The organism is Rhizobium sp. CCGE 510 (assembly GCF_000292525.1).
Classification (GTDB): domain Bacteria; phylum Pseudomonadota; class Alphaproteobacteria; order Rhizobiales; family Rhizobiaceae; genus Rhizobium.
In genome coordinates this window covers 1-11,760 of sequence record NZ_AEYF01000019.1, presented here as the reverse complement: position 1 = coordinate 11,760, position 11,760 = coordinate 1, and the positions used below count along the sequence as shown (strand labels likewise).

The window sequence follows — 11,760 nt, the reverse complement described above, 5'->3', positions numbered from 1 at the left end:
TGAGGATGGCGCGCAGAGGGGTGCCGCCTGTCCTGTGATCGGACACTAGATCTTGCCGTCGTCCTTGAAGACTTCTTCCCAGTCCTTCACCAGACCGTCGAGCGCGTCCTTGGCGGTGCCGTTGCCGGCGACGACGTAGTTATGGACGCGTTTCTGCATGTCCTGCAGGAGGGTGGCATAGCTCGGCTCGGCCCAGAAATCCTTGACGATCGCCATGGAGTCCAGGAAGGCCTGGGCGTAGGGCTGGCTCTTGGCAAAGCCCGGCGCATTGACGACGGAATTCAGGCAGGAATAACCGCCGAGTTCCCACCACTTGGCCTGAACGTCAGGCTGGGCGAACCACTTGATGTATTGAAGTGCTGCGTCCTTCTTGTCGGAATAGGAGACGACCGAGATGCCCTGTCCGCCGAGCTGGGCGAAATGCGCCTTCTCAGCCGGATTGGGAAAGAAGCCGATCTTGTCGCCGCCGACCTTCTCGTCCTTGTAGAGGCCGGGCCAGGTGAAGGCGAAGTTCATCTGCATGGCGACCTGGCCGGATTTGAAGGCATCGGCGGATTCGACCATGTAGACATTCGAGCTGCCGGGCGGTGTGCAGCAATCATAGAGCGACTTGTAGAATTCCAGTCCCTTGACCGCATCGGCCGAGTTGACGAAGCCTTCCATGTCGTAAGGCTTCTTCGGGTTCTCGTACTGGAAGCCCCAGTCGTAGAGGACGTTGGTGACGCCCATGGTGATGCCTTCGGAGCCGCGCTCGGTATAGATCGAGGCGCCGTAGACGGTCTTGCCGTCGATCTCGCGCTTCTGGAAGAACTCGGCAATCTGCTTCAGTTCGTCGTAGGTCTTCGGGGCTGCGAGATCACGACCGTATTTCGCTTTGAATTCCTTCTGCAGTTCCGGCTTTTCGAACCAGTCCTTGCGGTAGGTCCAGCCGACGACATCGCCCATGGCAGGCAGTGCCCAGTAGTTCGGCGTGTTCTTCGGCCATTCCGAGTAGCCGACGACCGTCGCCGGCACGAAGTCATCCATCTTGATGCCTTCCTTGTCGAAGAAGTCGTTAAGCTTGACGTAGTGGCCGTTCTCGGCCGAGCCGCCGATCCACTGGCTGTCGCCAATAATAAGATCGCAGAGCTTGCCATGGGAATTCAGCTCGTTGAGGAAGCGGTCGGCATAACTCGTCCAGGGAACGAATTCGAACTTCATCTGCGTGCCAGTCTTGGCGGTGAAGTCCTTCGACAGCTCGACCAGCGCATTGGCGGGGTCCCAGGCGGCCCAGCACAGCGTCAGTTCATCGGCTTTGGCGAGATTGGGCAATGCCGACGACATGACAAATGCCGCAGCCAGCCCCAAAAGGGCTTTCGATGTTTTCTGCATAAGTTCCTCCCAGAACCAATGCCGGCTCCCCGCCGGCGTCGCATGTTCACCCATTTCAGAGAATGCTTACATGAACTCCTCAATCATCATGTTTAGCAATATGTTTAGTGATAACAGTTTATATAAACATTGCAAGCGCCAATCGTTGCTGCGCTGCACAGGTGACTCGCCAAGCGGCCGAGGACTTTGCGGATCAATTTCATCGCTTCTCGGAAATTTCGTTCGCGAGCGTACCGATACGGGGAAATCTGGCCTCGCTGCGAGATGGGCCGCAGGATATGGACCTCGACGCCGCTCCTGTTTTCCCGGGAGCGGTTCAAACTTGGCCTCGCTCCGGCGGGGCCTTTTTCTTAAAGTCGCATCGCCCCCGGTGTCGGGAATATTCGCTCGCAGTGCGAGATTTAGCCTTTCCGGCCGTGCCTAACGAGCGTATGCAGCCAGTGCGCGGCGCGTTTCCGCGTTCTCCAGCGCGGCAAATCTCCGATCGCCTTCCCTCCCGTTTTCCTGCCGCGGCATCCAGACTTTTCATTGGTAGATCGATGACCACGGCAGAGACGAGCGAGAATGGGCAAGAGGCGGCAAGCGGCCGTCAGGCGAAGATCGTGGCGCTGGTCGTTGCCGTTTCCTTCTTCATGCAGATCCTCGACGGCACGATCGTCGCCACCTCGCTGCCGCAGATGGCGGCAAGCTTCAACGTGCAGCCGGTGTCGATGAGTATCGGCATCACCGTCTACATGCTGACGATGGCCGCCTTCATTCCGTTGTCGGGCTGGCTTGGCGACAGGTTCGGCGCGCGCCGCATCTTCCTGATGTCGATCGCCGTCTTTACCGCCGCCTCGCTGTTCTGCGGGCTATCCGGCAGCCTGGCGGAATTTGTGTTCTGGCGCGCGGTCCAGGGCGCGGGCAGCGCGCTGATGACGCCTGTCGGGCGCATCATCGTGCTGAAAAATGCTCGCAAGTCCGAACTCGTCCAGGCGATCGCGTTGATCACCTGGCCGGCGCTGACGGCGCCGGTGATCGGCCCTGTGCTCGGCGGCTTCATCACCACCTATGCCAGCTGGCACTGGAACTTCCTCATCAACATTCCGATCGGCATTCTCGGCATGGCGCTGGTGCTGCGCTTCGTGCCGGAGCAGCGCGAGGCCAATCCTGGCCGGTTGGATTTTGTCGGCTTCATCCTGAGCGCAGCAGGGCTGACCTTCCTGCTCGCCGCCCTGGAGATTTCGGTCAAATGGGAAGGCGGGCTTTTGCCCGTCATATCAATGCTGGCGGCGGGCATCGTGCTGTCTGTGATGGCGACACGGCATTTCCTTGCCGTCGACAATCCGCTGCTCGACCTTTCGGCCTTCCGCGTCCAGACCTTCTCGATGTCGACGCTGTCGGCAGGTACGGCCTGCAGGGTGGCGATCAATGCGACGCCGTTCCTGCTGCCTCTGCTGTTCCAGCTCGGCTTCGGGTTGAGTTCGATTGCTGCCGGCACCTATCTGCTCGTCTATTTCCTCGGCAATCTCGGCATGAAGACGGTGACGACGCCGCTCCTGCGCTTCTTCGGCTTTCGCTTCGTGCTGGTGTTCAACGGGCTGATCGCGGCACTTTCGATCGCCGCTTGCGGCTTCCTCTCGCAGGCAACGCCGCTGCTTTTCACCTATGCGCTGCTTTTCCTCGCCGGCCTGTCGCGGTCGATGGAATTCACCGCGCTGAATACGCTCGCCTTCGCCGATATCGGCCCGGCGCAACGCAGCTCGGCCTCGACGCTGTCGAGCATGCTGCAACAGGTGTCGATGCTGCTCGGCGTCGCGGTGGCGGCGGCCGTCCTCAATATCGCCGCGGCTCTGAGAGGCGCCGACAATCCCGTCCTTGCCGATTTCCGTTGGGCTTTCGTCGTGGTTGGTGCGATCGGCATGGTCTCGGTGCTGCGTTTCCTGCAATTGCCGGCGGAGGCGGGGGCCGAAGTATCCGGACACCGGAAATTCCTGAAAAATTAGCCTCCACTGTGAAACAATCGGCCCCAGTCCTGTTCCGCGCCGCCTGCGACAAGAGTGAAGGATAACCGCTGTTTACCTCAGGCGGTCAATGCAATACGACATTGCCATGCGGACGACTCGGACGCTTGCCGGCGGTCGTCGCTGCGAGAGAAAGCCGGGAGACGGAATGAGCAATTCTAGCCGCGATGCGGATGCCCTGATCCACATCCTCTATATCGACGACGATGAGGGGCTCGCCCTCTTGATGCAGAAGAGCCTTGGCCAGCGCGGTTTTTCGGTCGAATGGGCTGAGAGTGGTGCGGCCGGCGTTGCCAGGCTCGGCAAAGGCGGCATAGACGCCGTTGTGCTCGATCATGTCCTGGCTGACGAGACCGGCCTCGACATTCTGCCCTGCATCACGGCGCTGCCGGATCATCCGCCGGTCATCTATGCAACGGGCTCGGACGATACCAGTATCGCGGTCGCGGCGCTCAAAGCCGGCGCCGACGATTACATGCTCAAGGCGATCTCTGCCGATTATTTCGACCTGCTCGCCGCCGCGCTCGAACAGGCACTGGAGCGGGCGCGTTTCCGCCGCGAGACGGCGCAGGCGCAGGAGGTGATCCGCCAGCAGCGCGACCTCGCCGAAATGCTGCTTGCCGAAGTCAATCACCGCATCGCCAACAGCCTCGGCCTCGTCGGCGCGCTGATCCGCATGCAATCCTCGATGACCAAGGACCAGGTGGCGATCGATGCGCTGCACGAAACGCAGATGCGCATCAACGCCATCGCCAGCGTCCACCGCCGGCTCTATACCAACCGGCAGGTCGGCTCGGTGCAGGTCGATGAATATCTGAACAGCCTGCTCACCGAACTCGAAGCCTCAATGCGCGACGACAAGCGGCCGCACCGCGTCGTGCTGACCGCTGAGCCGGTCAATCTGGCGACCGACAAGGTGATCACGCTCGGGCTGATCGTCAGCGAACTGGTCACCAATGCCTTCAAATATGCCTATCCGGACAGCGTGCCGGGTGAGATCCGCGTCTTTGTCGATCAGACGGACGAGGCGCTGAGGGTTGTCGTCGAGGATGACGGGACGGGATTCGATCCGGAGAGCCCGGCGAGGGGAACGGGGCTCGGCGCACGTATTCTGACGGCGATGGCCGCGAGCTTGAAATCGGATTTCGCCTATGATCCCGGACATGATGGGACGAAGGCGACGCTGGTGTTTTCGTTGCAGGAGGGGAAGTAGGGGCAGGAGCGATAGAGCCGGGGGAGGCAATATGAAGGATGTGCTGAATGGCCCCCTCATCCGCCCGCCGGCACCTTCTCCCCGAGGGGAGAAGAGATTCGCGGTGACGTCTCGATTCCCTCTTCTCCCCTCGGAAAGAAGGTGCCCGAAGGGCGGATGAGGGGTTGCACGGCACATCATTTGTCAATTTCGCCAATAGCTTACTGATGCCGCAACCAAGCCTAACGCAAGGGAAAACGAACATGACGACGATCCGTACACCACGGGAAGTCTACGATTTCTGGTTCATCCGATGCGGCCCGGAGCTGTGGTTCCGCCCGCCGCCGGAGCTCGATATGGAGATCCGCGAGGGTTTCCGCCATACGCATCTCGCCCTTGCCGCGGGTGTCAGCGACGAATGGCGGGCCGATGCGGAAAGCCGGTTGGCGGCCATCATCGTGCTCGACCAGTTTCCCCGCAACATCTATCGCAGCACGCCGCTGGCCTTCGCGACCGACGGGCTGGCGCTTCGGGAAGCCAAGCTCGCGCTTGCCGCCGGTGGCGACCAGGCGGTCGAGACCGCCTGCCGCACCTTCTTCTATTTGCCGTTCGAACATGCCGAAAACCTCGATGAGCAGGAACGGTCGGTGGCATTGTTTACCGCCCTCGGCCACGCGGAATATCTGGATTATGCGATCCGCCATCGCGATGTGATCGCCGCCTATGGCCGCTTTCCGCACCGCAATGCCATGGTGGGACGGGAGTCGACGGCCAGGGAACGCGACTATCTCTCGACGCCAGGCGCCGGTTTCTAACGCGCGCCGCGATCTTTCAGATTCGCCTGTCGCGCTTTCGTTCTTTGTTCTACGCATGTCATCATCGCAAGACCGCTTCACACTTTTGCGAGACATGCCTTAAGCCTTTGCAGGAGCTTCCGCCTTTCTGTCGCCTTTCTTTGCTATGACAAGCTGGCATTCTATTCCGACCTATTCCGACGACAAGCTTTCCGGAGGCGCTTTTGCGGCTGAGACCGATCCTGCTTCGCACCATTCTTCTGCTGACGCTGGCGGTGGCCGGCGCGCATTTCAAGGGTGCTGCTGCCTTCGCGCAGGAGCCGCAGGCATCGGCAGCCGCGCAGGCGCCGCTTGCCGACACACCGCTCGACCAGGCGACGAAGGAGATCGACAAGGCCAAAGTCCAGCTGACGGCGCTCCAGGACGGCGTCAAGCAGAATGCCGAGGATGACGATGCCCTGGTCGGGCTTGCGACCAAGGCCGACGAACTCAGCCGCGCCGTCATTACCATTTCGGTCAATCTCAGGCCGCGTTTCGACCAGATCAAGAACCGGCTTGCCGAGATCGGCGATCCGCCGAAGGACGGGCAGCCGCCGGAGGCCGGGATCGTCACCCAGGAGCGTAACGCGCTCGCCGGTGAGCGCGCGCAGATCAACGCGGTGACGGGCGATGCCGAAAACCTGTCGATCACGGTGACGAAGCTGGTCAACGAGATCACCGAGATGCGGCGACGGTTGTTTGCCGATACGCTGCTCAGGCGGACCGAAATTTCGGTATCGGTGCTCGACGATGCCGCCAGCGCCTTCGTGCATGAGGCAAGCGAGTTCATGCAAGCCTTGTCGAGCTGGGCCGTCTTCGTCTGGAAATTCAAGCGTTTTCCACTTTTTGCCGCGATCTTCCTGTCGCTCGCCTCAGCCCTGATCCTGCTCTCGGGCAGCTACCGGCTGTTCGGCTCGTATCTGCGCCGCGACGAAGCCGTCGAAAACCCGTCCTATATCGGCCGGCTGTCGATCGCCTTCTGGTCGACGCTGATCCGGACCCTGGCGCTTTCGGTGCTGCTCGTCACCTCATTCTTCTTTCTCAATAGTTTCAACGTTCTGCGACCCGACATCGCGCCGGTCATCGGCGCTCTGTTCGGGGCGATCGGGCTCGTCTATTTCGTCGGTCGCTTCGTCAACGCCATTTTTGCGCCGAACGAACCGCGCTGGCGGCTCGTCCATCTTTCCAATCTCGGCGCGCGCTCGATCGGTTATTGCCTGCTGGCAATGGCCGTCGTCAACGCGCTCGATTATCTGTTCGGGACCGTCGGCGAGACGATGGGCTCGCCGCTGGTGCTGACCGTGGTCAGGAGCCTGATTGCCGCGTTGATCATCGGCCTCATCCTGATTTCGGTGTCGTTCGGCAAGCCGATGCTGGCGAAGAACGGCGATCCGGATGCGCCGGGCCGGCATTGGCCACGCGGCATGGGGATCATCCTGCGCGTCGTCGGCGCCGGCCTCATCCTCACCGCGCTGACCGGTTATGTGGGGCTGGCGCGCTTCGTCGCCACGCAGCTCATCGTCACCGGCGCGGTCGTCGTCACCATGTATATTGGCCTGCTCTCCGGCAAGGCGATCTCCAGGCAGGAAAGCTTTGGCGACACCTTCTTCGCGCGCTTCCTGACGCGCCGCTTCAAGCTCGGGCCGGTGGCAATCGACCAGGCCGGTTTGCTCGTCGGCCTTGCGATCTATGCCGTGGCGCTTCTCGTCGGCATCCCGCTGATCCTGTTGCTCTGGGGTTTCCATGTGCAGGACCTGCAGATCCTTGCCTATAGGCTGTTCACCGAGGTTAGGCTCGGCGGCATCAGCATCTCGTTGCTCGGCATCTGCACCGGCATCCTGTTGTTTGCCGGCGTCTACCTGCTGACGCGCTGGCTGCAGCGCTGGCTCGACGGGAATGTGATGGCCAGAAGCCATGTCGATCTCGGCGTGCGCAATTCGGTCAAAACGGGCATCGGCTATCTCGGCGTCGGCATCGCGGCGATCATCGGCGTTTCCGCCGCCGGCATCGACCTATCGAGCTTCGCGCTCGTCGCCTCGGCACTTTCCGTCGGTATCGGTTTTGGCCTGCAGAACATCGTCTCCAACTTCGTCTCCGGCCTGATCCTGCTCGTCGAACGGCCGTTCAAGGTCGGCGACCATGTCGTTTCCGGCACGGCCGAAGGCATCGTCAAACGCATTTCGGTGCGCGCCACGGAGATCGAGACCTTCCGCAAGCAGTCGATCATCGTGCCGAATTCGGAGTTGATCAACGGCCTCGTCGGTAACTGGACACACCGCAACAAGATCGGCCGCTCGGAAATTCCGGTTTCCGTCGCCTACAACGCCGATCCGCAGCAGGTGATGGACATCCTGCTGGAACTGACGGCCAGGATACCGCTCGTCATGCGCAATCCCGAGCCGCATGTCGAATTCCTGCGCTTCGGGCCCTATTCGCTGGATTTCGAGCTGCGTTTCTTCCTGGCCGACATGGGTGACGGCATGGCGGTGCGCAACAATCTCAGGATCGAGATCCTCAAGCGCTTCAAGGCCGAGGGCATCGAGATCCCGCTGCCACAGACCGATCTTACCATCCATCGGGAGGCCCGTCCCGCGCTTGCCGATGCAGGCAGGGATCAACCCAACGAGCAGGAAAATTCGGCGGACACGCCGATGGAAGAGGGAGAGCAGCCGGTGCGGCAATTGCGCAGCAAGACGGCAGACGGCAATCGGAAAGGCTGAACGGGTCATTCAGCCATCGTTCACAGCTATATGTGCATGATCTTCACTATCGGGATCGCTGCCGGGGGCAGCACCGATCGTTCGAGGGGAGGGCGCGCCAGCGCCGCCGCACATGATGGCAAGATTTGCCGCCGTTCTGCTTGTCCCGCTGCTTGTCGCGCCCGCGGCTGACGCAGCATCCATCACCAACACCGATCCAGCCGCCGTGGTGCTCGTCATCACCGAAAGCGGTCAGCGCGTCGAAGTCGCGGTCGATGCCGGCGCTTCGGAAAACCTCTGCGCTTCCGGCTGCTTCATGACGACGCCCGACGGAGATCGCATCGGTCTCGACGGCGGCGAGACGATCGACATTGTCAAGGGCTCGGCCGTCGTCAAGTAGTTGGGGGATCAGATGATCCTCTTGCCCTCGGCGTCCAGTACCTTCTCGCCGTCCTCCTTGATGAAGGCGCCCCTATGCGTCTCCGGCAGGATTTCCAGAACCATTTCGGAAGGGCGTGACAGGCGCGTGCCGAGCGGTGTCACCACGAAGGGCCGGTTGATCAGGATCGGCTGCGCGAGCATGGCGTCGAGAAGCTGGTCGTCGGTCAGGTCGGGATTGCCGAGGCCGAGCTCAGCATAGGGCGTATCCTTCTGGCGAATGGCTTCGCGCGCGCTGAGGCCGGCATCGGCAATCATCCCGACCAGCTCCTCACGTGACGGCGGGTTTTTTAGATATTCGACGATTGTCGGTTCGATGCCGGCATTGCGGATCATCGCCAGCGTGTTTCGCGAGGTGCCGCACGCCGGGTTGTGGTAGATGGTGACGTTCACAGCTTCGCCTTAGAGGATAGGGTTGACGATGTCTCGGCCGGCTGCAGCAGCCAGGTGAAAAGAATGAGAGCAACGAGCGCGCCGGCGATTTCGGCGAGCCAGAAGCCCGGAAGATCGGCCGGGCGGATGCCGGAGAAGGTGTCGGTCAGGGAGCGGGCGAGCGCAACGGCCGGATTGGCAAACGAGGTGGAGGCGGTGAACCAGTAGGCGGCGGTGATGTAGAGGCCGACCAGCCATGGCACCGCTTTCTGCTCGAACCGGATGCCGGCGAGAATGACCGCGACCAGGCCGAAGGTCGCCACACCTTCGGAGAACCATTGCGCGCTGCCGGTGCGAACCTTGCTGGAGAATTCGACGAGCGGGAGTTCGAACATCAGGTGAGCGGCGATCGTCCCGGCCACGCCGCCGGCAATCTGTGCCAGCACATATCCCGTCAGGTCGCGTTTTGGCAGCGAACGCGACATCGCAAAGACCAGCGAGACGGCTGGATTGAAGTGGGCGCCGGAGATCGGCCCGAATATGGTGATCAGCACCACCAGAATGGCGCCGGTCGCAACCGTATTGCCGAGCAGGGCAAGCCCCGTATCCTCAGTCAGCGACGTCGCCGTGATGCCGGAACCGACGACGGTTGTGACCAGCATGGCGGTGCCGATGGCTTCTGCGACCAGCCGGCGCGGCAGATCGAACGGCGCCATCAACCGGCCGTCACCGGTGTTGTGGTTGCGCCTGTAGTCATTGCAGTTCCTCCTTGGCTGCAGGTGTACAGCATGCGGCGACGGCGGCAGCCGGAGCGCAGATCTCCGGGTTTCCGCCGCAGCAATCTTCCATCAGAAAACGGATCAAGCCACCGAGCGCATCGTAGTTGGCGGTGTAGATGATCGAGCGGGATTCGCGCTGCTGGGCAATCAGGCCGGCCCGTTCCAGCTCCTTCAGGTGGAAGGAGACGTTGGATGGCGAGACCTCCGCCTTTTCCGCAATGGCGCCCGCCGCCATTCCATCCGGGCCGGAGACAACCAGCATGCGGATGATGTGCAGGCGCGTTTCCTGCGAAAGCGCGCTGAATGCGGCGAGGGCTTGACGTTGGTCCATATTTCAATAATCCTTTAATCGTTGAAATTAGGATTAGCCGATATGGACGCGATCGACAACGGAAAAATTCAAGAGAATGATATCAGTCTCGGCCTGCTGCTCGATATGCTCGCCGGCCAGAAGGAAGCGCCGCTGATTTTCTACTACGACGGCCAGCCGGTGAAATCAGGCTATCATGTCACCGAGGTCAAGGCGGGCCAGTTCGCGGGCCTCGATTGCGGCGCCAATCCCGAGGCTTGGACGGAGATCTTCATCCAGCTTTGGGATATCGATGAAGGCGACCGCAAGCACATGCCGGCCGGTAAGTTTTGTTCCATCGTCCGCAAGGTGACGGAGCACGTGCGGCTCGACGCTTCGGCCAAGCTTACCTTCGAAGTCAGCGACGGCGTGAGGCCGATGCAGCTTTATTGCGCGGCGACGCCCGTTCTCCGCGCCGGTGCCGTGCATGTGGCGCTTTCACCGCGGCCGGCAAGCTGCAAGCCGCGTGAACGCTGGTTGGCTGAAGAAAACAGCAAGGCGACGGCCTGCTGCGGGCCTAACACGGTACGGAGCCGCTGCTGCGCCTAAAGAGGTTCACATCGTGCCCGGCAAGGCAGCGGCTCGCCGCGTCAGGCGATAGATGCTTGAGCATCCCACCATTTGAGCACCCGCATCGCGCGGAGCGTGATCCATCGCGAGGGCTCGCTTTGCCCGTCGTCGACATCGAACCACACGCGCCCCGGCAGGCTCCAGTCGAGCGGCCAGCGGCCGTCCTGAAGGCGCCGGGAACGAAGGTGGTCGATCGCCTCGCCAAGGCGCGGATCGGGATCGGTGCCGGTCAGGATGGCGCTTGCGCGGAAATAGTCGAGCGCACGCAGGATGTCGTAGCGCCAGCGGCTCGGGTGCAAGAATTGCAGGAAGTTTTTGTCGGCGGGCTCGCCGGTGCCGAGGCGGCGGAAGAGGCTGCGCTCGAGCAGAAACTCCTCACCCGTTCCGCGCGCTTCCCGGGATCGGGTCGTGCCCCCGGTCGATTTTTCGAACTCCAGCAACCCTTCCAGCACGTTGATAGTGGTGGCGAAGGACGAGCGAACCGAGCCGCGGGTTCGCTCGCAGTTCCAGCCGCCGTCGTCGAGACGCTCGCTGGCCAGCCTGTCGACGATCGGCGCGACATCGATGCCGAAATAGGCGCCGTCGGCGACGGTGCGGGCGTTGATGCATTCTTCGACTTCGCCTTGCCAATAGGACTGGCCGCCTTCTTCCCAATGGGCATTGGCGCCGATCAATTCGACGGTGCGCCTGGCCTGCTCGCAGGCGGGATCGAGACCGAATTCCCTGAGTTGCGACAGCGAGAAGGTCGTGGCCGTCCATGGCTGGCCGTGCTCACGCCATTCCCGGGGGTCGAAACCGGCGGGCAGGAAGGCGCCGCCCGCCCATTGCCCGTCCTCATCTCGGCAGGCAAGCAGCCTTGCCCCCCAGCCCTCCGTCTCCACCCTGGCCCGCTCAGCCATCCATTCCCGCTCCGGGGCGTCGATGAGGTCGCGCATCACCTGCCAGCGGATCGACGGATCGGAGTCGAGGAGCCATGCGATCACCGGGTCGGATTGGGTCATGGGAGAACCTCTCGGCGGGTCGGGTTGATGGCCCGTTTATAATCGCTTCGGCCGGGTGCCGCCAGCCGATGGGCGCGCGGGAGCGGTGTCTCGCCACAGGCGACCCCCACTCCCGTCCTTCGAGGCCCTTCCGGGGCACCTCAGCAACCGTGT

General features: G+C 62.1%; 11 protein-coding genes. 6 read left to right on the top strand and 5 right to left on the bottom strand.

Features of this window, described 5'->3' with window-relative positions; genetic code table 11:
* Positions 1 to 45: 45 nt before the first annotated feature.
* On the bottom strand, positions 46 to 1,371 hold the full coding sequence (locus tag RCCGE510_RS10440; protein WP_007629704.1) for an ABC transporter substrate-binding protein: 1,326 nt from the start codon (positions 1,369 to 1,371) through the stop codon (positions 46 to 48).
* A 539-nt stretch (positions 1,372 to 1,910) separates the two neighbouring features.
* On the opposite strand from RCCGE510_RS10440, the gene RCCGE510_RS10435 reads away from it, so the two are divergent.
* From RCCGE510_RS10435 to RCCGE510_RS10415, 5 genes are all read left to right on the top strand, one after another.
* A complete protein-coding gene (locus tag RCCGE510_RS10435) occupies positions 1,911 to 3,356 on the top strand; it encodes an MFS transporter (protein ID WP_007629701.1) in 1,446 nt (481 codons plus the stop codon).
* A 166-nt stretch (positions 3,357 to 3,522) separates the two neighbouring features.
* Positions 3,523 to 4,587, top strand: a complete 1,065-nt coding sequence (locus tag RCCGE510_RS10430) for a histidine kinase dimerization/phosphoacceptor domain -containing protein (protein WP_007629699.1) — start codon at positions 3,523 to 3,525, stop codon at positions 4,585 to 4,587.
* Positions 4,588 to 4,829: 242 nt separating this feature from the next.
* Positions 4,830 to 5,381, top strand: a complete 552-nt coding sequence (locus RCCGE510_RS10425) for a DUF924 family protein (protein ID WP_007629697.1) — start codon at positions 4,830 to 4,832, stop codon at positions 5,379 to 5,381.
* Between the two features lie 203 nt (positions 5,382 to 5,584).
* Positions 5,585 to 8,119 (top strand): mechanosensitive ion channel family protein, encoded by a 2,535-nt coding sequence (locus RCCGE510_RS10420; RefSeq protein ID WP_007629694.1) that lies wholly within the window; start codon positions 5,585 to 5,587, stop codon positions 8,117 to 8,119.
* Positions 8,120 to 8,231: 112 nt separating this feature from the next.
* The gene (locus tag RCCGE510_RS10415) at positions 8,232 to 8,498 is read left to right on the top strand and encodes a hypothetical protein (protein ID WP_007629692.1); all 267 of its coding nucleotides are present in this window, start codon (positions 8,232 to 8,234) and stop codon (positions 8,496 to 8,498) included.
* 8 nt (positions 8,499 to 8,506) lie between these two features.
* Here the strand turns inward: RCCGE510_RS10415 and arsC are convergent, their stop codons facing one another.
* The 3 genes from arsC to RCCGE510_RS10400 are packed head-to-tail and all read right to left on the bottom strand — an operon-like array spanning position 8,507 to position 10,018.
* Positions 8,507 to 8,929, bottom strand: a complete 423-nt coding sequence (gene arsC, locus RCCGE510_RS10410; protein ID WP_007629690.1) for an arsenate reductase (glutaredoxin) — start codon at positions 8,927 to 8,929, stop codon at positions 8,507 to 8,509.
* Positions 8,926 to 9,624, bottom strand: a complete 699-nt coding sequence (locus RCCGE510_RS10405; RefSeq protein ID WP_007629688.1) for an MIP/aquaporin family protein — start codon at positions 9,622 to 9,624, stop codon at positions 8,926 to 8,928. The genes arsC and RCCGE510_RS10405 overlap by 4 nt, the downstream gene beginning before the upstream one ends.
* A gap of 37 nt (positions 9,625 to 9,661) precedes the next feature.
* On the bottom strand, positions 9,662 to 10,018 hold the full coding sequence (locus RCCGE510_RS10400; RefSeq protein WP_007629687.1) for a metalloregulator ArsR/SmtB family transcription factor: 357 nt from the start codon (positions 10,016 to 10,018) through the stop codon (positions 9,662 to 9,664).
* Between the two features lie 42 nt (positions 10,019 to 10,060).
* On the opposite strand from RCCGE510_RS10400, the gene RCCGE510_RS10395 reads away from it, so the two are divergent.
* The gene (locus tag RCCGE510_RS10395; RefSeq protein WP_007629685.1) at positions 10,061 to 10,585 is read left to right on the top strand and encodes a DUF6428 family protein; all 525 of its coding nucleotides are present in this window, start codon (positions 10,061 to 10,063) and stop codon (positions 10,583 to 10,585) included.
* A gap of 41 nt (positions 10,586 to 10,626) precedes the next feature.
* On the opposite strand, the gene RCCGE510_RS10390 is transcribed toward RCCGE510_RS10395, so the two are convergent.
* The gene (locus RCCGE510_RS10390; protein WP_007629684.1) at positions 10,627 to 11,607 is read right to left on the bottom strand and encodes a hypothetical protein; all 981 of its coding nucleotides are present in this window, start codon (positions 11,605 to 11,607) and stop codon (positions 10,627 to 10,629) included.
* Positions 11,608 to 11,760: the final 153 nt, after the last annotated feature.

What these genes read in the sequence shown, in the direction of transcription:
- RCCGE510_RS10415 (WP_007629692.1), top strand. Translation starts at nt 8,232, where the DNA reads ATGATGGCAAGATTTGCCGCCGTTCTGCTTGTCCCGCTGCTTGTCGCG.
- RCCGE510_RS10430 (WP_007629699.1), top strand. Translation starts at nt 3,523, where the DNA reads ATGAGCAATTCTAGCCGCGATGCGGATGCCCTGATCCACATCCTCTAT.
- RCCGE510_RS10405 (WP_007629688.1), bottom strand. Translation starts at nt 9,624, where the DNA reads ATGGCGCCGTTCGATCTGCCGCGCCGGCTGGTCGCAGAAGCCATCGGC.
- RCCGE510_RS10440 (WP_007629704.1), bottom strand. Translation starts at nt 1,371, where the DNA reads ATGCAGAAAACATCGAAAGCCCTTTTGGGGCTGGCTGCGGCATTTGTC.
- RCCGE510_RS10400 (WP_007629687.1), bottom strand. Translation starts at nt 10,018, where the DNA reads ATGGACCAACGTCAAGCCCTCGCCGCATTCAGCGCGCTTTCGCAGGAA.
- RCCGE510_RS10395 (WP_007629685.1), top strand. Translation starts at nt 10,061, where the DNA reads ATGGACGCGATCGACAACGGAAAAATTCAAGAGAATGATATCAGTCTC.
- RCCGE510_RS10435 (WP_007629701.1), top strand. Translation starts at nt 1,911, where the DNA reads ATGACCACGGCAGAGACGAGCGAGAATGGGCAAGAGGCGGCAAGCGGC.
- RCCGE510_RS10390 (WP_007629684.1), bottom strand. Translation starts at nt 11,607, where the DNA reads ATGACCCAATCCGACCCGGTGATCGCATGGCTCCTCGACTCCGATCCG.
- RCCGE510_RS10425 (WP_007629697.1), top strand. Translation starts at nt 4,830, where the DNA reads ATGACGACGATCCGTACACCACGGGAAGTCTACGATTTCTGGTTCATC.